The sequence below is a fragment of the Chromobacterium subtsugae genome (assembly GCF_035919665.1).
In the GTDB taxonomy this organism is placed as follows: Bacteria; Pseudomonadota; Gammaproteobacteria; order Burkholderiales; family Chromobacteriaceae; genus Chromobacterium; species Chromobacterium subtsugae.
Genome location: NZ_CP142381.1, coordinates 1913784 through 1936398 on the forward strand (window position 1 = coordinate 1913784; position 22615 = coordinate 1936398).

Annotated in this window: 22 protein-coding genes, 5 tRNA genes and 1 pseudogene; 18 read left to right on the forward strand and 10 right to left on the reverse strand. The window is 67.0% G+C overall.

The window, feature by feature from the left end:
• The first annotated feature begins 117 nt into the window (after nucleotides 1-117).
• From U6115_RS09465 to flgJ, 4 genes are all read left to right on the forward strand, one after another.
• Nucleotides 118-804 carry a Crp/Fnr family transcriptional regulator gene (locus U6115_RS09465; protein ID WP_043576050.1) on the forward strand — a complete coding sequence of 229 codons (687 nt, stop codon included), beginning with the start codon at nucleotides 118-120 and terminating at the stop codon, nucleotides 802-804.
• A gap of 120 nt (nucleotides 805-924) precedes the next feature.
• Nucleotides 925-1182 (forward strand): flagellar biosynthesis anti-sigma factor FlgM, encoded by a 258-nt coding sequence (gene flgM, locus U6115_RS09470; protein ID WP_043576048.1) that lies wholly within the window; start codon nucleotides 925-927, stop codon nucleotides 1180-1182.
• Nucleotides 1182-1607: a flagellar export chaperone FlgN gene (gene flgN / locus U6115_RS09475; protein ID WP_043576046.1), complete on the forward strand. Its 426-nt coding sequence runs from the start codon at nucleotides 1182-1184 to the stop codon at nucleotides 1605-1607. Before flgM ends, flgN begins: the two co-directional genes overlap by 1 nt.
• Nucleotides 1588-2304: a flagellar assembly peptidoglycan hydrolase FlgJ gene (flgJ, locus tag U6115_RS09480; protein ID WP_043576044.1), complete on the forward strand. Its 717-nt coding sequence runs from the start codon at nucleotides 1588-1590 to the stop codon at nucleotides 2302-2304. Before flgN ends, flgJ begins: the two co-directional genes overlap by 20 nt.
• A 115-nt stretch (nucleotides 2305-2419) precedes the next feature.
• On the opposite strand, the gene U6115_RS09485 is transcribed toward flgJ, so the two are convergent.
• The 4 genes from U6115_RS09485 to U6115_RS09500 form a co-directional block, all read right to left on the reverse strand.
• Nucleotides 2420-2495, reverse strand: a tRNA-Ala gene (locus tag U6115_RS09485).
• Nucleotides 2496-2551: 56 nt separating this feature from the next.
• Nucleotides 2552-2627 (reverse strand) — tRNA-Ala (locus tag U6115_RS09490).
• Nucleotides 2628-2636: 9 nt separating this feature from the next.
• Nucleotides 2637-2712, reverse strand: a tRNA-Glu gene (locus U6115_RS09495).
• Between the two features lie 7 nt (nucleotides 2713-2719).
• Nucleotides 2720-2795: transfer RNA gene (locus U6115_RS09500), tRNA-Ala, on the reverse strand.
• A 302-nt stretch (nucleotides 2796-3097) separates the two neighbouring features.
• On the opposite strand from U6115_RS09500, the gene U6115_RS09505 reads away from it, so the two are divergent.
• Genes U6115_RS09505 through U6115_RS09515 form a run of 3 tightly spaced genes read left to right on the forward strand, consistent with a single transcriptional unit; the run spans nucleotide 3098 to nucleotide 5321 of the window.
• Nucleotides 3098-3862, forward strand: coding sequence for an amino acid ABC transporter substrate-binding protein (locus U6115_RS09505; protein WP_043576235.1), 765 nt, complete (start codon nucleotides 3098-3100; stop codon nucleotides 3860-3862).
• Between the two features lie 14 nt (nucleotides 3863-3876).
• Nucleotides 3877-4557, forward strand: a complete 681-nt coding sequence (locus U6115_RS09510; RefSeq protein WP_043576040.1) for an amino acid ABC transporter permease — start codon at nucleotides 3877-3879, stop codon at nucleotides 4555-4557.
• A complete protein-coding gene (locus U6115_RS09515; protein WP_043576036.1) occupies nucleotides 4554-5321 on the forward strand; it encodes an amino acid ABC transporter ATP-binding protein in 768 nt (255 codons plus the stop codon). Before U6115_RS09510 ends, U6115_RS09515 begins: the two co-directional genes overlap by 4 nt.
• A gap of 6 nt (nucleotides 5322-5327) precedes the next feature.
• Here U6115_RS09515 and U6115_RS09520 read toward each other — a convergent pair whose 3' ends face one another.
• The 4 genes and pseudogenes from U6115_RS09520 to U6115_RS09535 form a co-directional block, all read right to left on the reverse strand.
• Nucleotides 5328-6254, reverse strand: a complete 927-nt coding sequence (locus tag U6115_RS09520) for a diguanylate cyclase domain-containing protein (protein ID WP_043576033.1) — start codon at nucleotides 6252-6254, stop codon at nucleotides 5328-5330.
• Nucleotide 6255: 1 nt separating this feature from the next.
• Nucleotides 6256-10065: a PAS domain-containing hybrid sensor histidine kinase/response regulator gene (locus U6115_RS09525; RefSeq protein ID WP_231882409.1), complete on the reverse strand. Its 3810-nt coding sequence runs from the start codon at nucleotides 10063-10065 to the stop codon at nucleotides 6256-6258.
• A gap of 225 nt (nucleotides 10066-10290) precedes the next feature.
• Nucleotides 10291-11292 (reverse strand): annotated as a pseudogene (locus U6115_RS09530) (CHASE domain-containing protein); the annotation flags it as partial.
• Nucleotides 11248-11323 (reverse strand) — tRNA-Ala (locus U6115_RS09535). The pseudogene U6115_RS09530 and the gene U6115_RS09535, both read right to left, overlap by 45 nt.
• 205 nt (nucleotides 11324-11528) lie before the next feature.
• On the opposite strand from U6115_RS09535, the gene hpnC reads away from it, so the two are divergent.
• The 10 genes from hpnC (at nucleotide 11529) to rlmF (ending at nucleotide 20096) form a co-directional block, all read left to right on the forward strand.
• Nucleotides 11529-12341, forward strand: coding sequence for a squalene synthase HpnC (hpnC, locus tag U6115_RS09540; RefSeq protein WP_043576030.1), 813 nt, complete (start codon nucleotides 11529-11531; stop codon nucleotides 12339-12341).
• A 67-nt stretch (nucleotides 12342-12408) separates the two neighbouring features.
• Nucleotides 12409-13254, forward strand: coding sequence for a presqualene diphosphate synthase HpnD (gene hpnD / locus U6115_RS09545; RefSeq protein WP_043576029.1), 846 nt, complete (start codon nucleotides 12409-12411; stop codon nucleotides 13252-13254).
• Nucleotides 13251-14528 (forward strand): hydroxysqualene dehydroxylase HpnE, encoded by a 1278-nt coding sequence (hpnE, locus tag U6115_RS09550; RefSeq protein ID WP_043576026.1) that lies wholly within the window; start codon nucleotides 13251-13253, stop codon nucleotides 14526-14528. Before hpnD ends, hpnE begins: the two co-directional genes overlap by 4 nt.
• Nucleotides 14525-15280, forward strand: coding sequence for an SDR family oxidoreductase (locus U6115_RS09555; protein ID WP_043576024.1), 756 nt, complete (start codon nucleotides 14525-14527; stop codon nucleotides 15278-15280). Before hpnE ends, U6115_RS09555 begins: the two co-directional genes overlap by 4 nt.
• A gap of 16 nt (nucleotides 15281-15296) precedes the next feature.
• On the forward strand, nucleotides 15297-15836 hold the full coding sequence (locus U6115_RS09560) for a hypothetical protein (RefSeq protein ID WP_043576021.1): 540 nt from the start codon (nucleotides 15297-15299) through the stop codon (nucleotides 15834-15836).
• A gap of 79 nt (nucleotides 15837-15915) precedes the next feature.
• Complete coding sequence (radA, locus tag U6115_RS09565) at nucleotides 15916-17277, forward strand: DNA repair protein RadA (protein WP_043576018.1); 1362 nt, start codon at nucleotides 15916-15918, stop codon at nucleotides 17275-17277.
• Nucleotides 17278-17283: 6 nt separating this feature from the next.
• Nucleotides 17284-17844: a sigma-70 family RNA polymerase sigma factor gene (locus tag U6115_RS09570; RefSeq protein WP_043576016.1), complete on the forward strand. Its 561-nt coding sequence runs from the start codon at nucleotides 17284-17286 to the stop codon at nucleotides 17842-17844.
• Nucleotides 17841-18020, forward strand: a complete 180-nt coding sequence (locus U6115_RS09575) for a zf-HC2 domain-containing protein (protein ID WP_043576004.1) — start codon at nucleotides 17841-17843, stop codon at nucleotides 18018-18020. Before U6115_RS09570 ends, U6115_RS09575 begins: the two co-directional genes overlap by 4 nt.
• Nucleotides 18021-18118: 98 nt before the next feature.
• Nucleotides 18119-19015: a hypothetical protein gene (locus tag U6115_RS09580; protein ID WP_059184263.1), complete on the forward strand. Its 897-nt coding sequence runs from the start codon at nucleotides 18119-18121 to the stop codon at nucleotides 19013-19015.
• Nucleotides 19016-19109: 94 nt separating this feature from the next.
• Entirely contained in the window at nucleotides 19110-20096 is a 987-nt protein-coding gene (rlmF, locus tag U6115_RS09585; protein ID WP_043576000.1) for a 23S rRNA (adenine(1618)-N(6))-methyltransferase RlmF, read from the forward strand.
• A gap of 77 nt (nucleotides 20097-20173) precedes the next feature.
• Here rlmF and U6115_RS09590 read toward each other — a convergent pair whose 3' ends face one another.
• On the reverse strand, nucleotides 20174-20524 hold the full coding sequence (locus tag U6115_RS09590; RefSeq protein ID WP_043575998.1) for a DUF2325 domain-containing protein: 351 nt from the start codon (nucleotides 20522-20524) through the stop codon (nucleotides 20174-20176).
• Between the two features lie 248 nt (nucleotides 20525-20772).
• On the opposite strand from U6115_RS09590, the gene U6115_RS09595 reads away from it, so the two are divergent.
• Nucleotides 20773-21558, forward strand: coding sequence for a transporter substrate-binding domain-containing protein (locus tag U6115_RS09595; protein WP_043575996.1), 786 nt, complete (start codon nucleotides 20773-20775; stop codon nucleotides 21556-21558).
• Between the two features lie 4 nt (nucleotides 21559-21562).
• Here the strand turns inward: U6115_RS09595 and U6115_RS09600 are convergent, their stop codons facing one another.
• On the reverse strand, nucleotides 21563-22522 hold the full coding sequence (locus U6115_RS09600; RefSeq protein WP_052258097.1) for a hypothetical protein: 960 nt from the start codon (nucleotides 22520-22522) through the stop codon (nucleotides 21563-21565).
• Between the last annotated feature and the right edge of the window lie 93 nt (nucleotides 22523-22615).

A 22615-nucleotide genomic window follows, 5' to 3' on the forward strand; every position in this document is an offset into this window, starting at 1 on the left:
GATAACAATACGCGGTGTATGAGCCAGATCTCATATCGCGAACAATAAATAATGACTTGGGCATGGCTTTGCCGTTCAAGGCTTGGGCTGCCGGATAGTCGGGGACGTGTTACCGAGATGAATCAAGAACAAGTTACGCAGATGTTGCGGCAAACGCCGTTGTTTGGTCATTTGGCAGACGATACGCTGGATCGGGCGCTGGAATGTTGCGAAACCGTCCGTCTGGCTAGGGGCGAGGCCCTGTACGAGGAGGGCGACGCTTCGGATGCGGTCTACCTGCTGCTGGGGGGCTGCATGCAGGTGTATGTGGCAGATGCCGTGGGCAAGAAATACGTGCTGCAGATGGCGATGCCGGGCGGGATGCTGGGCATGGAGTCGTTTGTGGACGGCGGCGGCCGCGGCAGCAGCGCGGTGGCCGATGAGGAAAGCGTGTTGCTGATGTTCTCGCGCGAGGCCCTCAGCGGCCTGTTCGACAGCGAGGATGGCCTCCCCGGCTGCGACAAGGTGCGCAGCAGCATCATGTGCTACCTGGTTTCGCTGGTGCGCCACATGACTACGCTGGCGCGCAATTTGGCCTTGCTGGATGTCTATGGCAGGGTGCGCATCCTGATCAACCAGATGCTGATCGAGCAGGACGGCGTGCTGATCCTGCGCAAGCAGTTGACCCAGCAGGAAATCGCCGACCAGATCGGCTCCTCGCGCGAGATGGTGGCGCGTATCCTGAAGGAGCTGATCTACGGCCACTATATCCGGATGGAGAACCGCCGCATCGTGGTGCTGAAGATGCTGCCGGAAAACTTCTGATGCGCCAACGGCCGCCCGGGCTAACCGCCAGGCGGCCGTTTCGCTTGCGGATTTAAGTTTGGCGGCCCGGCGTCGCCCTGTATGGGTATCACACCCAATTCCACAGTAGCAGGCAGACTGATGCAGATATCTTCCCTTTCCTCCTGGCGCGCCGACAAGGCCGCGCCTGCCAAGACCGACGCCGCCGCGACGGCCGATGCGCCGGCCCGTCCGGCTCCCGCCGCGGCCGAGGCGCCGCTGGCGGCGGCCTTGCAGGCGATGCCGGAAGTCGATCTGGCCAAGGTCGACGCGGTGCGCGCCGCATTGGCGCGCGGCGAAGTGCGCTTCGATCCGCAGCGGCTCGCCGGCCTGATCGAGCAGTATCACGGCGGTCGTTGATGGATAGGCAGCAGGACTTGCGCCGGCTGTTCGCCACGGTGGCGGACGACCTGGCGGCTTATCCCTTGCTGCAGGCGTGTCTGGAGCGGCAGTTCGCCGCCGCGCTGGCGCATGACGCGCAGGCCTTGTCGGTTTGCGCCGACGAGATCGGCGCGTTGTGCCGACGCCTGGAGCTAAGCCGCCGCGAACGCCTGGGCGCGGCGGAGCGCTTGCTGCCGGCGGGGGCTGAGTTGACGATGGCCGCGGTCTTGCGGGCGTTGCCGGAGCGGCAGCGCGAGCAGGGCGAGCGGCATTGGCTGCGGCTGCGCGGCATGGTGGCCGATTGCCGCGAATTGAATTTGCGCAACGGCCAGTTGCTGCAGCAGCGCAGGCTATTGCTGCAGCGCGTGCTGGAGGGGGAGTCGGATGTTTACGCAGCGCAGTGAGGCTGGCTTGGGCGCGGCGTTCGCTCAGGCTGCCGACGGCGTCGCCTTGCCGCTGGCGTTGCCGGCGCCGGGCGCGGGTTTCGCCGAGCAGCTGGCCGGCGTGCGCGGCGAAGTGGAGCGTTTCATCGCCGACGGCGACGCGGCCGCGCCGACTGCGCTGTCTCCCGAGGCTTGGCGCGTGCAGCAGCAGATGAAGGCTGGCCAGGCGATGCCGACGGTGCCGACGGTGCCGCCGGATCGGCAGGCCTTTGTCGCCGAGTTGGCGCCGTATGCGCGCGAAGCGGCCGACAGGCTGGGCGTGGCGCCGGATATCCTGGTGGCCCACGCGGCGCTGGAGTCGGGCTGGGGGCGCAAGCCGTTGCGCCGCGCCGACGGCGGCGACAGCCATAATCTGTTCGGCATCAAGGCCGATTCGCGCTGGCGCGGCGAGGTGGCGGCGTCGTTGACTACCGAATACCTGGGCGGCAAGAGGCAATCGCGGGTAGAGCCTTTTCGTGCCTATCCCGACTATCGGGCGGCCTTCGCCGACTACGCCGACCTGCTGGCGACCAATCCGCGCTATCGCGCCGCCTTGGGGGTGGGCTCGGACGCGCGGGCCTTCGCCGGCGCGCTGGCGCGCGGCGGCTATGCCACCGATCCGGACTACGCCGGCAAGCTGGCGGGACTGGTTGGGCGTCTGCGTGGAGAGAGTTTGTAGATTTTGGCGGAAGAGGGTGGGGAGGTGGGCGCGGAGGCGTCCTTTTTTCTTTATTTGCGGAATTTTGGAAAATAAAACGGAAAAAGCCGAAATCTTGCGATTTCGGCTTTTTTACTGGTGGAGATAAGCGGGATCGAACCGCTGACCTCTTGCATGCCATGCAAGCGCTCTCCCAGCTGAGCTATACCCCCGGTAAACTGTTTTTGCTGCCCGCTTTCCGCCTGGAATGCGGAATGCGTTTGAAACGTGGTGGAGATAAGCGGGATCGAACCGCTGACCTCTTGCATGCCATGCAAGCGCTCTCCCAGCTGAGCTATACCCCCAGTTGAAGCTGGCGTCCCCACGGGGATTCGAACCCCGGTTGCCGCCGTGAAAGGGCAGTGTCCTAGGCCTCTAGACGATAGGGACTAAATTGTGGTGGAGATAAGCGGGATCGAACCGCTGACCTCTTGCATGCCATGCAAGCGCTCTCCCAGCTGAGCTATACCCCCACATATTCTGTCGATTCCGCTTTTGCGGCGGCCGTTTGGTCTCGACAGGAAGCGCACTATACATTGCCGGTTTTTTCCGTGCAAGCGTTTTGCGGAAATATTTCAAAAAATCGGACAAATTACCCGATTTGACTAGCCGTGGCGCTGTTTGGCGGGCGAGGCGCAGGCGTTATGGGTATTTATATTTCCAAAAGAAATAAATAAGAAAAATATTATTACTTTGAGGTCTATGTTGCGACTGTTAAGGTGCCGACATGCCCGCCGCTGCGGCGGCGATCCTGGATATCGCGGAGAACCTGAAGATGAAAAAACTGAATGCAGTACTGGCGCTGGCGCTGACCCTGGGCGCGGCCGCCGCGCAGGCGGACGATCTGGCGGCCATCCGCAAGGCGGGCGTGCTGAAGATCGGCACCGAGGGCACATACGCGCCGTTCACCTATCATAACCCGGCCGGCGAATTGACCGGCTTCGACGTGGAACTGGGCCAAGCCATCGCCAAGCGGCTGGGCGTGAAGGCGCAATTCGTCGAGGGCAAGTGGGACGGCCTGATCGCCGGCCTGGACGTGAAGCGCTACGACGTGGTGATCAACGAAGTGGCCATCACCGACGCCCGCAAGCAGAAATACGATTTCTCCGAGCCCTATATCGTGTCGAAGGCGGTGTTGATCGTCCGCGACGACAACCGCGACATCAAGCGCTTCGAAGACTTGAAAGGCCGCAAATCGGCCAATACCCTGACCAGCAACTTCGGCAAGCTGGCGCAGCGCTACGGCGCCGAAATCGTGCCGACCCAGGGTTTCAACGAGTCGGTGGCTTTGCTGGAGTCCGGCCGAGTGGAAACCACCATCAACGACAGCTTGTCCTTCCTCGACTTCAAGAAGAAGCAGCCGGCCTCCCGTCTGAAAGTGGCGGCCACCGAAGCCAATGGCGACGCTTCCGGCGTGCTCCTGCGCAAAGGCAGCCCGGAGCTGAAGGCGGCGATCGACAAGGCGCTGGCTGGCATCAAGGCGGACGGCAGCTATCAGAAGCTGTCCCACAAGTACTTCGGCGCCGACGTGTCGCATTGAGTTGAGGAGCGGCAATGCCCCCGTGGTTGCAGTTGATGGCGGACTCCTTGCCGTCGCTACTTTACGCCGGCTTCGTATTCACCGTGCCGCTTACCCTGCTGTCGTTCGCCGGCGGCCTGGCGCTTGGCCTGCTGGTGGCGTTGATCCGGCTGTTCGGGCCGCGCCCGCTGGTGCTCTTGGTGCGGGGCTATTCCTGGCTGGTGCGCGGCACGCCGCTGTTGGTGCAGCTGTTCGTGATCTTCTACGGCCTGCCGCGCGTCGGCATCGTGTTCGATCCGTTTCCGGCGGCCTTGCTCGGCTTCGTGCTGAGCGTGGGAGCGTACACTTCGGAAGTGATACGCGCGGCGATCGCCTCGGTGCCCAAGGCGCAGTGGGAGGCGGCGAATTCGCTGGGCATGAGCTGGTCGCAAGCGATGCGCCGCACCATCCTGCCGCAGGCGGGCAGGGTGGCGGTGCCGCCCTTGGCCAATTCCTTCATCTCGCTGGTGAAAGACACCTCGCTGGCGGCGGTGCTGACGGTGCCGGAAATGTTCCAGGCGGCGCAGCGCATAGCGGCCACCACCTATGAGCCGCTGCTGTTGTATCTGGAGACCGCGCTGATCTACCTGTTGTTGAGCACGGTATTGACCTGGCTGCAGGAGCGGCTGGAAAAACGTTTTGACCGGCACGTGGCGCCGGTGGGAGCCGCGTCATGATCAAGCTGAGCCGCATCGTCAAATCTTTCGGCGAGCAGACCGTGCTGCATGATGTCAGCCTGGAGCTGGCCGAGGGCGGCGTCACCGCGTTGATCGGCCCGTCCGGCAGCGGCAAGAGCACGCTGCTGCGCTGTGCCAACCTGTTGGAGACGCCGGATGGCGGCGAGCTGCAGCTCGCCGGCGAAACCTTGCGTTTCGAGCCGGGCAGAAAGCTGTCGCGCGATGCCGTGCTGCGCGTGCGCCGCGTCACCGGCATGGTGTTCCAGAGTTTCCAGCTGTTTCCGCACCAGACGGTGCTGCAGAACGTGATGGAGGGACTGTTGACCGTGCAGCGCTGGCCGCGCGATAAGGCCGAGCGGCGCGCGCGCGAGTTGCTGGACAAAGTGGGCATGGCGCACAAGGCGGATGCCTGGCCGTCCACCCTGTCCGGCGGCCAGCAGCAGCGGGTGGCGATCGCCCGCGCGCTGGCGCCGTCGCCGCAGCTCTTGCTGTGCGACGAGCCGACGTCGGCGCTGGATCCGGAACTGGCGGCCGAGGTGGTGGCGGTGCTGCGCCAGCTGGCCGCAGACGGCGTCACCATGCTGATGGCCACCCATGATCTGCGGCTGGCGTCCAGCGTCGCTCGCGATGTGGTGTTTTTGGAGGGCGGGCGCGTCGTAGAGGCTGGCCCCGCCGCGCAGATTTTCCGCCAGCCGCGCGAGGCGCGCACGGCGGAATACGTGTCCACGCTGACCGCCGGCGCCAGGGATCTGGTGCAGATCTGAAGCGTCTCAGGCCGCGCTGACGCGGGCGCGGCCGGCGCGCTTGGCCTGGTAGAGCTGGCGGTCGGCGGCTTCGATCAGCGACTGCGGCGCGGTGTCCGGCTCCGGCTGGGCGACGGCGACGCCTATGCTGGCGGTCACGGCGCCGCCCAGCTCGGAGTCCTGGTGCGGAATGCCCAGCTCGCGTATCGATTGCAGGATGGTTTCCGCCAGGTGCGCGGCGCCTTCGCGGTCGGTGTCCGGCAGGATGCAGGCGAATTCCTCGCCGCCGTAGCGCGCGGCCAGATCGTGCGGCCGCTGCAGCGCGCGGCGCATTGCCTGCGCCACCTGGCGCAGGCAGTCGTCCCCGGCCTGGTGGCCGTAGCGGTCGTTGAAGCGCTTGAAGTAGTCCACATCCAGCAGAAGCAGCGCGACTGGTTGGCGCTGCCTGGCGCACAGCAGCCAGCTGGTCTGCAGCTCCTCGTCGAACTTGCGGCGGTTGGCCACGCCGGTCAGGCCGTCCATCAGCGCGATCGAATTGAGCAGGTCCGTCTGGAATTTCAGCGCCAGGTGGGTGCGGACCCGGGCGCGCAAGATGGTGCGGTTGACCGGCTTGACGATGTAGTCGACGCCGCCTAGCTCGAAGCCGCGCGCTTCGTCGGCCTCCTCGCGCTGGGCCGAGATGAAGATCACCGGCACCGCGCGGGTGCGCGGATCCTCCTTCAGCCGGCGGCAGACCTCGAAGCCGTCTATGCCCGGCATCACCAGATCCAGCAGGATCAGGTCCGGCATCAGCGCCTGGCATTGCGCGATCGCCTGTTCGCCGTCCAGCGCCATGAAAATCTCGCACTCGTCCTTGAATAATTCGCGTATCAGCAAGATGTTGGCGGTTTGGTCGTCCACCACCAGGATCCGAGGCCGCGGCACGCCGGGCAACTGGTTCAGGGATTGGTCCATGTCATGGCTCGCTTTCGATCAGGGTTTTGAGCAGATGCAGGGCAGGCGCGAATTGCAATCGTCCAACCTGCGCCACCAGGCTTTCCACTTGCGGCCGCATGCGCTCTCCCGCCAGCGGCAGCAGCGCGGTGGCCAGGTCGATGGCGGCCAGGTTGCCGCGCTCCAGCAGTGGCTGGATCGCCTGCAGCCGCTCGCGCCATTCCTGAATCGACAGCGCCGGCGCGGCGGCCGGCGCGGCAGCCGCGACCGGTTCGGGCAGGCGGCGGGCCAACTGGCGCACGCTGTCTTTTGCCAGCTGCTGCAGCGCCATGGCGGCTTCGCGCCAAGCATCGGCATCCAGCGGGCGCGGCGCCGACGGTTTCGCGCATTGCTCCAATTCGCCGGCACGGCGGGCCAGCGCGGCGGCGCCGACCGTGGCGGCGATGCCTTTGAGCGAGTGCAGCGTCGCCGCCCGCTGCGCGGCGTCGCCGCTTTCCAGCTGCAGTTGCAGCAAATTGGCCAGCAGTTCCGCTTCCTCGATGAAGCGGCGCAGGGCGTTGCGCATGGTGTCGGCCTGCTGGCCGAAACGCCGCAGCACGACTTCCTCCGGTTCGATGTCGAAGGCGGGCGCGACGCCGACGACCGCCGCTTCGGTCCGCGGCGCGCGTCCGCACAGTGCCAGCAGCCGCGGCGCCAGCTGGTTGATGTCTATCGGCTTGCCGATATGGTCGTCCATGCCGGCGGCCAGGCATTCGGCGCGGTCGGCGGGGCTGGCGTTGGCGGTCATCGCCAGGATCGGCGATTCGCAGCCGCTGGCGCGGATGCGCCGCGTCGCTTCCAGGCCGTCTATGTCCGGCATCTGCATGTCCATGATGATCACATCGTAATCGGCGTCGGCCGCGGTGGCTTTTTCCACGCCGCTCAGCCCGCCTTCCGCCAGCTCTACGCGCGCGCCTTCAAGGGCGAGCAGCTCCGACGCCACCTGCCGGTTCAGCGCGTTGTCCTCCACCAGCAGCAGCCGCATGCCGGGCAGGCGCGGCTCGGCGGCGATCTGGCAGGGCGGCCCGGCGCGGCCGCTCAGGCAGGCTTGCACCGACTCGATCAGTTGCCGCGGCGTCATCGGCTTGGTCAGCAGTTCGGCGAACGGCGCGTCGGCGATGTGCGACAGGGTCTCGCGGCCGTTGGCGGTGACCATCATCAGCACCGGCGGCTTGCCGGCGCCGGCGGCGCGCAGGCGGGCCGCGGTTTCCACGCCGTCGCTGCCGGCCAGGCGCCAGTCCAGCAGCACCGCGTCGTAGCGGCGGCCCGCCTCCAGCGCGCGCGCGGCCTCGGCGCCGCTGGCGATGTAGTCGCTATGCCAGCCGGCGGCCTGCAGCGTGTGGCCCAGCACTTCTCCCACCAGCGGGTTGTCGTCGACGATCAGCACTCGCAGTGCTTTCCCGCCGGGGGCCACCAGCGGCGCGGGATCGGCGATTTTCAGCGTGATTTCCAGCCAGAAGCGGCTGCCGCGGCCGGGTTCGCTCTGCGCTTCCAATTGGCCGCCCATCAGCCGCGCCAGCCGCTGGCTGATTGCCAGCCCCAGCCCAGTGCCGCCGAAGCGGCGGGCGGTGGACGCTTCGGCTTGGGTGAAGCCATCGAACACGCGCTTGAGCTGTTCCGCGGCGATGCCGATGCCGGTGTCGCTGACGCCGAAGTGCAGCGTCGTCGCGTCGCCTTGTCTGAGGATCTGCCCGACGCTGATGATCACCTGTCCGCGTTCGGTGAACTTCATCGCGTTGCCGGCCAGGTTGATCAGGATCTGCTGCAGCCGCAGCCGGTCGCCTATCACCGCGGCCGGCAGTTCCGGGTCGATTTCGAACACCGGCTCCACGTCCTTGTCGCCGTGGCTGCCGGACAAGATGATGCCCAGGTCGCGCAGCAGGTCGTCCAGCGCGAAGGGGTGGGGGTCCAGCTGCAGCTTGCCGGCCTCGATCTTGGAGAAGTCCAGGATATCGTTGAGCAGCCCCAGCAGTGAATTGGCTGCGGCGCGGGTCTTGGCCACGTAGTCCTGCTGGCGGATGTCCAGCGGCGTTCGCTGCAGCAGCTGCAGCAGGCCCAGCACCGCGTTCAGCGGCGTGCGGATTTCGTGGCTCATATTGGCGAGGAAGCGGCTTTTCGCCTGATTGGCCTGTTCCGCCTGCTGTTTGGCTTGCCGCAGCTGCATTTCCGAGCGCCGCCGCTCGGCGATGTCGGTGGCGATCCCGACATAGCCGCTGATGGCGCCGTCGCCGTCGCGCATCGCGGTGACCGCCAGCGAGACGGCGACGTGGCCGCCGTCTTTGCGCACATAGGTCCATTCGCGGATTTCCGCGCCGGCCGATTCCGGCACATGGACGAATACCCGGAAGCCGGCGATGTCTTCGCCGTACTGTTGGCTAAGTTCGCGCCCGCGGGCCGCGACTTCGTCGGCCAGGTGGAAGCGGGCCGGCGTGCAGCGACCCACCATTTCATCCTGGACATAGCCCAGCATCCGCTCCGCGCCGGCGTTGAACACCGTGATCAGGCCGTCGCGGTCGGTGGCGATGATGGAAACTTCCGATGCGGCGCTCAGCACATTGGACAGCAGCAGGCTCAGCCGGCTGACTTCGGCGTCGATCAGGCGCCGGCGCGTGGCATCGATGCGCAGCGCGATCACGCGTTCGATCGCGCCGTCGCCGTCGCGCTGGAGGACGATCACGGTATCGGCCCAGCGCAGCGAGCCGTCGCGCGCGCGGTTGCAGATTTCGCCGTGCCAGGCTTCGCCGCGGTCCAGCGTCTGGCGGATGCCCTGCCAGAACGGCTCGTCGTGCAGGCCTTCGGCCAGCATGCGGTGGTTGCGGCCCAGCAGCTCTTCGCGGCGATAGCCGCTGATCTCGCAAAAGCGGTCGTTGACTTCCAGGAAGCGTCCCTCGGGGTCGGTGACCGCGTATTGCAGCTGCTCGTTGATGATGCCGAGCAAGGCTTGGTTCTCGCGCAGCGCCGCCGCCAGTTGCAGCCGGCCTTCAACCAGTTCGGTGACATCGTGCACCACCGAGTAGAAGCCGCGCACTTCGCCGTCCATCACGTCGGGCAGATAATGGACCAGAGTGTGGCGGGGGTTGCCGTCCAGATCGGGGAGGGTGCGTTCGAAGCGCAGCGATTCGCCGCGCAGCGCCGCTTCCACGTGCGGCCGGCTGATGGAGAACGACGCCTCGCCCAGCAGGTCGGGCAGCAGGGTGCCGGGCAGGCTGTCGGGCTCTAGGCCGAACCAGTTGTGATAGGCATGGTTGGCCACCCGGTTCACCAGATTCTTGTCCCAGTAGCCTATCATCGAGGGCACCGAGTCCAGCACCGTGCGCAGGTCGCGGCGAGCGCCTTCCAGTTGCAAGGTGCGTTCCGCCACTTGTTCTTCCAGCCTGGTATTCAGCGCCAGCAGCTCCGCTTCCATCGCTTTTTGCCGGGTGATGTCGCGCACCGTCTTGGCCGCGCCGATCACCGCGCCGTTGTCGCCGTAGATCGGCGCCACCGACACCGCCACGTCGATCAGGCTGCCATCCTTGCGGCGGCGCACCGTCTGGAAATGGGCGATGCGCTCGCCGCGGGCGATGCGGGACAGGATGTCGTGCTCTTCGCGCTCCTTGTCCTCCGGAACGATCAATTGCCATAGCGAGCGGCCGAGGGCTTCGCCGGCGTGGTAGCCGAACATCTCCTGCGCGCCCTTGTTCCAGCTGATCACGATGCCGTCCAGCGTCTTGCCGATGATGGCGTCGATCGAGCTTTCGACAATGGTGGCGAGGTCTTTTCTCGCGTCCAGCAGCCGCTTGCGCGACAGCATTTCGCTGCGCCAGGCATAGGCCAGCGCGGCGCAGAACAGGCTGAACAGCAAGCTGCCCAGGTTGAGCAGCCGCGTTGGCGGCAGCTGCAGGCTGTCGGCGAAGGCGGGGCTGGCGTGGAAGGTCAGGCGCCAGACGCGGCCGAAAATCGGCGCCGATTGGGTGGCGACGGCGGCTTCGGCCGAGCCTGAGGCGTAGCTGCGGAAGAAGCCGAGCGGATTGGCCGGATTGGTGGCGTCGCTCAGCTCCACCCAGCCGTCCTGCGGATCCTGCTCCAGGCCGGCCAGCACTTCGGGCATCACCACCGGGGTGTAGCTCCAGCCTAGCGCCTGCGCGCGACGTTCGGCCAGGCTGGCCGGCGTGAGGATGTCGCGGTAGATAGGCATCAGGATGAGAAAGCCCTGTTTGCTGAGGCGCGGCGCCTGCAGCAGCGTGACCGGCGCGCTGATGCGCGCCTCGCCGCTATCGACCGCCTCCTGGGCGGCGGCGCGGCGGTCGGGGTCGGAGGCGATATCCAGGCCGACGGCCTAGCGGTTGGCGGCCAGCGGTTCGATGAACTGGATGATGGCGTGCTCGGCGCGGTAAGGCTGGAACTGGTGAACGGAAAAGCCGGTGGCGGCGCGCATGGCGGCGGCGAAGGCTTTCAGTTCGGTTTCCGGCACCCGCCTGACGAAGCCGAAGCCGCGCGCGCCGGGAAATTCGCGCGGCAGCTCCCGGCTCAGGCTGTAGCGGTGGAAGGCTTCCTGAGCGTGGGGGCCGTCGCCGGCGGCGACTACCGCGCCGCGGGCGCCGCGCAGGCCATAGGCGTAGCGCTGCAGCCGCTCGACGATGGCGGAGAGCGCTCGTTGCGCCTGCTGGCTGGCGGCCTGGCGCAACGTTTCGGCATTGCGCTGCTCGATCTGCCGGCAGGCCAGCGTGGTCAGCGCCAGCGCCAGCAGCAGCGTGGCCGCCGCCCAGCGCGCGGCCGAGGAGAGGTGGGGCTTGCTCGTCATGGCGGATGTCGTCGCAACGGTTGGGTGGGACCGGCGCGGGCGCGCGCCCGGCTTAAATTGATCATAGTTATGATCGGGGAATTTGCGACGCGGGGCGTGTGGGCGAAAGGAATGAAAAAAGCCCGCTTGCGCGGGCTGTTTTTTTGTCCGCCTGGGAAGGGCGGGCCGTCTGGCGGCGTGTGAAGCAGGTTTTGGTGGAGATAAGCGGGATCGAACCGCTGACCTCTTGCATGCCATGCAAGCGCTCTCCCAGCTGAGCTATACCCCCATGCGCTGCATTCACAGTGGGAGCGAGTATATGTCGCCGACGGGCGCTTGTAAACCCGGGGCGGCGCAAAACGTGAAATTTCCCGCGCCGCGACGATTGGCATGGCTGAGGACATGCGCGCATGGCATTGTCAGGCCTCAGGACGCTGTGGCTGGGCGGGCGCTCGGTTATAATCGGCAGTCTGGATGAGGGCGGGAAGGCGCGGATGTCGGTTGGTCATTACGAGAATTTTCCGGTAGGTTCGCTGCTGCTGCCGCGCCGGATGCGGCGGGCGGTGCATGCGATCTATCATTTCGCGCGCTACGCCGACGATGTGGCGGACGAGGGCGACGCCGACGCGGCCGCGCGGCTGGCCGAACTGGACCGGCTGTCCGCCGATTTGGCGCGGATCGAGGCCGGCGCCGAGCCGCAGATCGAACTGATGCGGCCGCTGGCGGCGGCGATCGCCGCGCATGGGCTGCCGTTTCAGCCGTTTCACGACCTGCTGTCGGCTTTTCGCCAGGATGTGGTCAAGACGCGCTACCAGAGCTTCGCCGAGCTGGTCGATTACTGCCGCCGCTCCGCCAATCCGGTGGGAAGGCTGATGCTGGCGCTGTACGGCGTCGACGACGCGCGCAGCCTGGCCCAGTCGGACGGCATCTGCACCGCGCTGCAGTTGATCAATTTCTGGCAGGACGTGGCGGTGGATTGGCAAAAAGGCCGGGTCTACCTGCCGCAGGACGACCTGGCGCGCTTCCGGCTGGAGGAAGGACGGATCGAGGCCGGCCAGTGCGACGCCGCCTGGCGCGGCATGATGCTGTACCAGGTGGAGCGCGCCCGCAAGATGCTGCAGGCCGGCGCGCCGCTGGGTCGCACGCTGCGGGGGCGCCTGGGCCTGGAGCTGCGGCTGATCATCCTGGGCGGCGAGCGCATCCTGAAGAAGCTGCACGCCTCGGGCGGCGACGTGTTCAGGCAGCGGCCCAAGCTGAACGGCCTGGATTGGATATACATGATGTGGCGGGCATGCCGGGCCGTATGAGGCCGGCGCCCGCGGTGGGAATCTTGCCGGCGCCCGGGCGGCGCCGGCGGCAGCAGAGGAGAGGCGCGTGACGCCCGATCAGTATTGCGAGGACAAGGCCGCGGCCAGCGGCTCCAGTTTCTATTACAGCTTCCGCTTTCTGCCGGCCGAGCGGCGCAGCGCCATCACCGCGCTGTACGCCTTTTGCCGCGAGGTGGACGACGCGGTGGACGAGTGCCACGACCTGGGCGTGGCGCAGGCCAAGCTGGCCTGGTGGCGGGGCCAGGTGGGCCGGGCCTACCAGGGCGAGGCCGATCATCCGGTGATGCGCGCGTTGCTGCCGCATCTGTCGGCCTTCCAGCTGCCGCGCGAGCAACTGGAGGAAATCATAGACGGCATGGAGATGGACCTGTCCATGGTGCGTTACCAGCGTTTCCAGGACCTGCTGCTGTATTGCCACCGGGTGGCGGGCGTGGTGGGCCAGCTGGCGGCGCGCATCTTCGGCTATAGCGACGAGCGTACGTTGGAGTATGCGCATGAGTTGGGCGTGGCCTTCCAGCTGACCAACATCATCCGCGACGTCGGCGAGGACGCGCGCCGCGACCGCATCTACCTGCCGATGGAGGAGCTGCAGCGCTTCAACTGCCCGGCGATGGACATCCTGCATTACGAGGAAAGCGAGCCGTTCAAGCAATTGATTGCCTTCCAGATCGAGCGCGCCGAGGAGCACTACCGCAAGGCATGGGAGCTGCTGCCGGCGGCGGATCGCAAGTCGCAGCGGCCGGGCCTCTTGATGGCCGCCATCTACCGCGCCACGCTGCGGGAAATCCAGCAGGACGGCCCGGCCAAGGTGCTGAACCAGCGCTTGTCGCTGGGCACTGGCCGCAAATTGTGGCTGGCCTGGAAAACCTGGACTCTCGGCTACCGGCCGTGAAGCCCAGGGTGGCGGTGGTGGGGGCCGGCTGGGCCGGCCTGGCCGCCGCGGTGGAGCTGGCCGGAGAGGCGGACCTCACCGTGCTGGAAGCCGGACGCGAACCCGGCGGCCGCGCGCGCCAGGTCGGCACGGATGGCGACAGGTTTGACAATGGTCAGCACATTCTCTTGGGCGCTTATGCAGAATGCCTGCGCCTGATGCGGCGGGTGGGGGCCGAGCCCGAAAGCCTGCTGCGCCGCCTGCCGCTGCAGTGGCGGCGCGAGGGCGGGGTGGACATGCGCTGCCCGCGCTGGCCGGCGCCGCTGCACCTGGCAGCCGGCCTGCTGGCGGCGCGCGGCCTGGGCTGGTCGGCCAAATGGCAGCTGGCGCGGGCGCTGCTGGGTTTGCGCGCCGCCGCTTATCGCTTGCCCCAGGACTGCGCGGTGGCCGACTGGCTGCGCGACCACGGACAGCAGGAGGAGGCGCTGCGCGAATTCTGGCGTCCGCTGGTGTTGTCGGCGCTGAACACGCCGCCGGAGCAGGCATCGATGCAGGTGCTGGCGACGGTGCTGCGCGACAGCTTGGGCGCGCGCCGCGCGGCCAGCGACCTGCTGCTGCCGGCGCGCCACCTGTCGGCGCTGTTTCCCGAGCCCGCTTGGCGCTGGCTGGCCGGCCAGGGAGCGGACTTGCGTCTGGGCTGCCGGGTGCGCCGGCTGTCGCGGGAGGCGGGCAGGCTGCTGGTGGATGGCGAGGCGTACGACGCCGTGGTGTTGGCCGCGGCTCCCTACCATGCGGCCGCTTTGCTGGACGAGCCGCGCTTGCGGGCGCAGTTGCAGGATTACCGCTACTGTCCCATCGTCACCGTCTATCTGCGCTTCGCGGCGTCGCCGCGCTTGCCGGCGCCGATGATGGGCGTGCGCGGCGGCGCGGCCGACTGGCTGTTCGACCGCGAGGCGCTGTGCGGAGAGGCCGGCCTGGTGGCGGCGGTGCTCAGCGCGCCGCCGGCGCTGCCGGAGCAGGACGAACTGGTGCGCGCGGTGCTGGACGACGTGCGTCGGCTGGCGCCTCATTTGGAACAGCCGATCGAATGCAAGGTGATAGTGGAAAAACGCGCCACTTTCGCCAGCGCGGTGGGTTTGCGGCGGGCAACGGTCCGCAGCGGCGCGGAAGGAATTTATCTGGCCGGCGATTGGGCATGTCCCGATTACCCGGCCACGCTGGAAGGCGCGGCGCGCAGCGGGGTGGCCGCGGCGGCAGCGGTGATGCAGGATTTACGGATGAAAGCACGACAATGAAAACAGAGTTTGCCAAAGATGCCCTGGCAGGGCGCGTGATCCTGGTGACCGGCGCCTCCCAGGGAATAGGCCGCGAGGCGGCGCTGACGTTTGCCCGCCACGGCGCCGCGGTGGTGCTGCTCGCGCGCAGCGTCAAGGGGCTGGAGAAGGTCTACGATGAAGTGGTGGCCACCGGCGCGCCGGAACCGGCGGCGGCGCCGCTCGACCTCCTTAACGCGGGCGAGAATGAGTTCGGCAACCTGGCCCTGACCATCCAGCGCGAATTCGGCCGGCTCGACGGCATACTCCACTGCGCCTCGCATTTTTACGCGCTGTCGCCGCTGTCGAACCAGACCATAGAAGAATGGATGAACCAGTACCGGATCAACACCGTGGCGCCGTTCGCGCTGACGCGCGCCTGCCTGCCGCTGCTGAAGGCGGCGCCGGACGCGTCGGTGCTGTTCGTCGGCGAAAGCCATGGCCTGCATCCGGCGGCGTATTGGGGCGGCTTCGGCGCGTCCAACGCCGGCCTGCCTTATCTGACCAAAGTGGCGGCCAGCGAGTGGGAGATGCACGCCAATCTGCGCGTCAACCTGCTGACGCCGGGACCGGTCAACTCGCCGCAGCGCAACCGCACCCACCCGGGCGAGGCCAAGAGCGAGCGCGGCGAGCTGGCCGACCTGATGCCGCATCTGCTGTACTGGCTGGGCGGCGACAGCCGCGGCCGCAGCGGCGAGGTGGTGGAGCTGGACCTGCGAAAGCCGCAATCGTGAACAAGGCGGGAACAAGATGAAAGCACTGGTTTTGCTGACGACGCTGCTGGCGCTGGCCGGCTGCAACTGGGTGGGGACGGTTTCCGGCTTGACCAAGGATTCCGACAAGGCGGTGGGCGCGGCCTGCCGCCAGACCGGCCGCTCGCTGGAAGAGTGCTATCTGCGCAATCCGGAGGCAGACAAGGCGTCGATTTACGCCGGCTGGCGCGAGATGAACGAATACATGGCCAAGAACAAGCTGGAGACGATGGCGCCGCCGCCGGAAAAACCGACCGGCTCCAGCGCGGCGATGTCGGCCGACCGGCCGGCCAGCGCCGCGATGTCGGGCGGCAAGAACGGCGACGGCCCCAAGCCGCTCACCAGCGAAGAGGCCGACCGCGCCGCCAAGAACGACCCGCAGGTGGAGGCGGTGCTGGCGGCGATGCGCAACGGCAGCCCCAGCAGCGCGGGCAGCGCCGCGCGCCAGTCCAGCGGCAAGGGCGAGCCGGACCAGAAGCGCCTGCTCAACATCATCCAGGATCTGAACAAGACCGATCCGGGCCGCGCGCCGGGTTGAGCGTTTTTCCAGAGCCCGCTCGCGCCGCTCCTGCTATCCTTCCCGCCTTGACTCCTTCCACCTTGTCCTGATTTTTCCGATGGCCAAAACCAAAACCGTATTCAGCTGCACCGAGTGTGGCGGGCAGACGCCCAAATGGCAGGGCCAATGCCCGCATTGCAATGCCTGGAACACCCTGACCGAAGCGGTGTCCACGCCGGCGGCGGCCGGCCCGCGCTTCCAGTCGTGGGCGGCCAATGTCACCAAGGTGCAGCGGCTGTCCGAAGTGCAGACCGAGGAAACCCCGCGCGACCCATCCGGCATCGACGAGCTGGACCGGGTGCTGGGCGGCGGCATCGTGCGCGGCGCGGTGGTGCTGATCGGCGGCGACCCCGGTATCGGCAAGTCCACGCTGCTGTTGCAGGCGCTGTCGGTGATAGGCCAGCGCCGCAAGGTGCTGTACGTGTCGGGCGAGGAGTCGGCGCAGCAGATCGCGCTGCGCGCCTCGCGGCTGGCGCTGGATACCAGCAGCGTCAACCTGCTGGCGGAAATCTGCATAGAAAACATCCTGGCCACCCTGAAGAACGACCCGCCGGAAGTGGTGGTGATCGACTCGATCCAGACGCTGTACACCGAGCACGTCACCTCGGCGCCGGGCTCGGTGTCGCAGGTGCGCGAATGCGCGGCGCAACTGACGCGGATGGCCAAGCAAAGCGGCATCACCGTGCTGCTGGTGGGCCACGTCACCAAGGACGGCTCGCTGGCCGGCCCGCGCGTGCTGGAGCACATGGTGGACACCGTGCTGTATTTCGAGGGCGATTCGCATTCCAGCCACCGGATGATACGCGCGATCAAGAACCGCTTCGGCGCGGTCAACGAGCTGGGCGTGTTCGCGATGACCGACCGCGGCCTGAAAGGCGTGTCCAATCCGTCGGCCATCTTCCTGTCCTCGTACCGCGACGATGTCGCCGGCTCCTGCGTGCTGGTGACCCAGGAAGGCACCCGCCCGCTGCTAGTGGAGGTGCAGGCGCTGGTGGACGATTGCCACGGCGGCCAGCCCAAGCGGCTGGCGGTGGGCCTGGAGCAGAACCGGCTGTCCATGTTGCTGGCGGTGCTGCACCGCCACGGCGGCGTCGCCTGTTTCGACCAGGATGTGTTCCTCAACGCGGTGGGCGGGGTGAAGATCATCGAGCCGGCGGCCGACCTCGCCATCATCCTGGCAATGGTGTCGTCGCTGCGCGACAAGCCCTTGCCGGAAAAGCTGGTGGTGTTCGGTGAAGTAGGGCTGGCCGGCGAAGTGCGGCCGGTGGCGCGCGGGCAGGAGCGGCTGAAGGAAGCGGCCAAGCTCGGCTTCACCCGCGCCATCGTGCCGACGGCCAACAAGCCGCGCCAGGAAATCGAGGGCCTGAAAGTGCTGGCGGTGGACCGCCTGGACCAGGCGGTGGAATTCTGCAGGGAGTAGACCCGGATGATAGACGCCCAACTGATAGAGCAGGAGCGGCCCTACCTGCTGCGTTACGCGCTGGCGCAGCTGCGCGAGCGCGACGCGGCCGAGGAGGCGGTGCAGGAAACGCTGCTGGCGGCGCTGGAGTCGCAGAACAATTTCTCCGGCAAGTCCACCTTGCGCACCTGGCTCACCTCCATCCTGCGCTTCAAGCTGATAGACGGCATGCGGCGCAAGGGCAAGGAGAAGCTGTTCGAATCGCTGGAGGACGAAGCCGACGACGGCGATTTCGATGGACTGTTCAGCCAGGATGGCCACTGGCGCGAGCCGGTGAAGGCCTGGAGCGGGCCGGAATCGCAGCTGATTTCGCGGCAGTTCTGGCAGGTGTTCGAGCAATGCTCGCAGGTGATGCCCAAGCGCACCGCGATGGTGTTCGTGATGCGCGAGGTGATGGGTATGGAAATCGCCGACATCTGTAACAATCTGGAGATCACCGCGACCAACTGTTCGGTGCTGCTGTACCGCGCGCGGATGAGCCTGCGCGAATGTTTTTCCATACGCTGGAGCCGGGAGGGCGAGCTATGAAGTTGAGTTGCCGCGCGGCCAGCCGGCTGATATCCGCCGGATTGGACCGGCCGTTGACCACGGGCGAACACCTGAAGCTGAGAATGCACCTGCTGCTGTGCGGCAATTGCCGCCAGTTCTCGCAGCAGCTGGCCTTGTTGCAGCAGGCGGCGCGCCGGGCGGGGCAGGGCGAGTAGGCGCATGAAGGAATGACGAAACCGGCGGCAGCCGGTTTTTTCTTGGCGGCCGATTAATTCATTGTCATGATTCGGTCTGAATTCGAACCAGGAGCGGAATGATGGAACCCAGCCGGATGCTGCAGAAACTGCTTGCCGATCATGACGACGATTTGCCGGCGGCGGCCGAAGGGCTGCGTCTGCTGGCGGATGCGGAACCGTTGAGCGACGAAGAACTGTCCAGCCTGAGCTGGCTGATCAACCATGTGGTCGGCGAGTCGCAGGGCGGCTGGCAAGCCGCCTGGTCGCTGCAGCAAAAGCTGCTGTCGCGAGCCGCCGCGCCCCGGCTGCTGCGCAGCGCCGCCGTGGCCGCCGGCCTGGGGGGACAGGAGGCGGATGCCCGGCAACTGGAGGCCCGTTTGGCCGAAGCCTGCGGCGTCAGCGGCGAACTGGCGGGCCGCGTGGTGCGTTTCGCCAGCTTGCAGCACCTGGCGGCCGGGCAGCCGCCGCGGCAAACTGCGCAGGCGCTGGCGCCGCTGCTGGCCGAGTCCTTGCCGCCGGCCAGCGGGCAGGACGCGGCGCTGGCCGCCGCGCTCAACAATATCGTGTCCGCGCTATTGGACCATCCGCAGCTGGACGAAGCGGACGAGGCGGTGGCGCAGGCGATGCGCCAAGGCGCCGATCGCGCGCATGACTTGTGGCTGCGGGCCGGCACTTGGCTGAACCGCGAACGCGCGCGCTATCTGCAGGCGCTGGTGGAAAACCGCCTGGGCGACGCCGAGGCGGCTTTGCGGGCGGCCGACGCCGGCCTGGCCTTGATCGCCGCCAATGGCCCGGAAGACGTGGACCAGGCGTTTTTGTTGCTGGAGCGGGCGCGTGCCTGCCGGCGGCTGGATAGGCGCGGCGAGGCCGAGGCGGCGTGGGAGCAGGCACGGAGGCTGGCGGAGGCTTTCGATCCCGCTTTGCGCGAGTGGTTCGACCGCCGGGCCCAGGCGCTGGCGGCGGCGCCGGCCTAGCGCGGCGGCCTGCGCCGCCGGGCCAACTTGGGTATAGTGTCGCCTTTCGCCGGGGCGGATCGCCCCGGTTCGCATCGCCGCTTCAGGAGTTTCCATGCCCGCCAAACCGTCCGCCCCGCCCGCCGCCCGCTTGCACCCGCGCAACCGCCATCAGGGACGCTACGATTTCGCCGCGCTGATCGCGGCATTTCCCGGGCTGGCCGCGCATGTCGGCAAGAACGCTTTCGGCGACGAGTCGGTGGATTTCGCCGACCCGGCGGCGGTGAGGGCGCTGAACCGGGCGCTGCTCAAGCTGTTTTACGATGTCGACGGCTGGGACATTCCCGCCGGCTATCTGTGCCCGCCGATTCCCGGCCGCGCCGACTACATCCACGCGTTGGCCGATCTGTTGGCGCGCGGGCACAAGACCGGCATTCCGCGCGGCGCCGGCATCCGCGCGCTGGATATCGGCACCGGCGCCAACGCGGTCTACCCGCTGATCGGCCATGCCGAGTACGGCTGGAGCTTTGTCGGCACCGATGTCGACGACGAAGCCCTGCGCAACGCCCAGGCCATTCTGGCGGCCAATCCCGAGATGGCGGCGCATGTCGAGCTGCGCCGGCAGACCTCGCCGCAGTCGATATTCCGCCATGTGCTGGCGGCCGATGAATGCTTCGACCTGACGCTGTGCAACCCGCCGTTCCACGCCTCCCAGGCCGAAGCCGACGCCGCCTCGCGGCGCAAATGGCAGAATCTGGGCAAAGACGGCGGCAAGCGTTCGCCCAAGCTCAATTTCGGCGGGCAGAACCGCGAATTGTGGTGCGCGGGCGGCGAGGAAGCCTTCGTCTGCCGGATGGTGGAAGAGAGCGCGGCGCTGGCGGAGCGGGTGTACTGGTTCACCAGCCTGGTGTCCAAATCGGCCAGCCTGGCCGCGATCCAGCGCGCGCTGCGGCAGGCGGGCGCCCACAGCCTGACCGTGCCGATGGCGCAGGGGCAGAAGCAGAGCCGCCTGGTGGCGTGGACCTTCATGGACCGGCAGCGGCAGAACGACTGGCGCCAGCGCCGCTGGCAGCCGCCGGCGGTGCGGCTGGCGGAAGGCTGAGGCGAAAAAAGAGCCGGCTTGCGCCGGCTCGTCAATCTACAAAGGTAGAGCTTAGAGAGAAGCTTTGCCGCGGCCGGTCAGCGCTTGCGCTTGCCGGCCTTTTCGCTGGCGCGTTGCGGGCAGGCGGCGCACGGGTTTTCGCACATGCCGGCGCCGGTGAGCGACTGCTTGAGCGCGCAGACGGAACGGCGACAGGCGATGAAGCGGATCTTCTCCTCGGCGGCCAGGTCGCGGAAATGGCGCATCACGTTGTGGCCGAGAAAATCGGTGAACAGGATCAGCAGGTCGGTGCCTGCGGGCAGACGGTCCACCTTGCGCTGGTGCGAGCTGTTGCGGCCGCTCAAGTGGCGGTGGATGGTGATGCCGTAGTTCTGCAGCACGTCGGGGATATTGCCCAGGGTATCGGCCCCTACCAGCATGGCGTTCATCTGACTTGCTCCTGTGTGGGTTTTTGAAAATGATAATAATTATCATTTGCAGAGTCAATCGTGTTTTTCAAGGTTTTTTTCCTCAGCCCGGCGCGGAAGCATGGCCGCCGCTCTGGGTTGCCGCGCGCGGAATGCCTTGTCGGAAAAGGAATTTCCCCCGCTTTTTCCTGGCCGGCCGGCGGCCATCGCCTATTTTGTAAAGATGGGGCTTGCCCTTAATGCCAGTGAGGCGCGGGGAGGGAAGCGATATGACGGTGGCGGTGTGGGGGAGGTGGGCGCTGTGCGCGCTGCTGCTGGCGCCGCTGGCGCGGGCGGGCGACGGCCCGTGGGCGAGGGTGCAGCGCGATCATGCCTTGCTGATCGGCCTGGAGGGGACGTTTCCGCCGTACAGCCAGATGAAGGACGGCCGGCTGCAAGGCTTCGAAGTGGATTTCGGCCGGGCGCTGGCGGCGCAGATGGGGGTGGCGGCGCGTTTCCAGACCGTGCTGTGGGAGCATATGCTGAACAGTCTGGCGGCCGGGCGGCTGGACGTGGTGATCAACCAGGTGGTGGCGACGCCCGAACGCGCCAAGCGCTTCGATTTTTCCATTCCCTATACCTATTCCGGCTTGCAGCTGGTGGTGCGCAAGGCGGACCTGGCGCGTTTCCAGAACGCCGGCGATCTGGCCGGCTCCCATGTCGGCGTCAGTTCGGGTTCCAATTACGAGCAATGGCTGCGGACCCATGCGCCGCAGGCCCACGTGCATTTGTATCAGGACGATCCGACCAAGTACGACGGCCTGCGCCGCGGCGAGGTGGATGCCATCGTGATCAACCGGCTGGCGGCGTTCAATCTGTCGCTGCAGAGCAAGGGCGAGCTGGTGCCGGCCGGGCGCATGCTGGCGCGGGAGGATGCCTGCGTGGTGGTGCGCAAGGGCAATCCGCAGCTGCTGGCCGAGGTGAACCGGGCGATAGGCCATCTGCAGCGCGACGGCACCTTGCAGGCGCTGTCGCGCAAATGGTTCAAGGCCGACATCGTCAGCCGGCCGCAATAGGCGCTCAGCCGTAGACGTCCAGCTGGCTGATCATGCCGGCTTCGCCGTCGTCTTTGACGAAGACGCCGGCGCGCCGCATCTGCGCTTGCGGGGCGGGGTCGCTGGCATTGGCGCGCAGCGTCAGCGGCGCGTCGACGCTGGGCAGCAGGATGGCGCCGATGCCGACATCCTTCAGCGATAGCAGCTGGTCCTTGCCGCTGCTGTCGCGGCCAGTCCAGATCTTCAGCTGGGCGAAGGCGGGGTCGTTCTCGTCGATCACGCCGTCGTGATTGCTGTCCAGCTTGGCCAGGTCGGCGAAGCCATTGCCCGACTGCGGGCCGAACAGCTCGCTGCCGTCATTGATCTTGCCGTCGCCGTTCTTGTCCAGAGCCAGCCAGCCGCCCTGGCTGGAGAAGGGCAGGCTCGCCATCTGGCCGTTGTCCTGCAGGTCGAAGCTGACGCTGGCGCCGTCCAGGCTGCCGGCGTTGCTAGCCAGGTTGACCATCAGCGGGTCGTGGCTTGCGGCTCCGCCGGACTGGTAGCGCTGGTTGCTGTGGTATTGATAGCTGCTCTGCATCTGCATGTTCAGCGAGAATTGCAACTGCTTGCCGTCCTGGGTGGTGATCTGCCCGCTGGCGGTGAAATTGAGCCGCTGCTGCTCCTGGTAATCTATGTCCTGCTGCGCGCTGACTTCGGGCTGGGCTGCGGCCGGCGCTTGCGTTTGGTCTGGGTTGAGCGGAAACAGGCGCAGCAGCTTGAAGTGGACGCCGAAGGCTTTCTCCAGTATCGCTTCGATCAAGCTGTAGACGGCGTCCTTGTCCGAGGCCAGATGGTCGAGCAGGCTGGACTGGGTCGCCTGGCTGCTCAGCTGCACGCTGTCGGCTTGCGGCATTGGTTGCTGCACGGCGAGGGTCTGTGTGACGCTGAGGGATTGGCTCTGGCTGAAGCTGCTGCCAAGGCTGACGGTGGCGGAGGCGATTTTCATGGCGATGTCCTGATGGGCGCACCCCCTGCTATCGACCTGTCCGCCGTCGACTTGACGCCGCAGTTTTCCTTATTGCCAATGGTTCCAATGGCT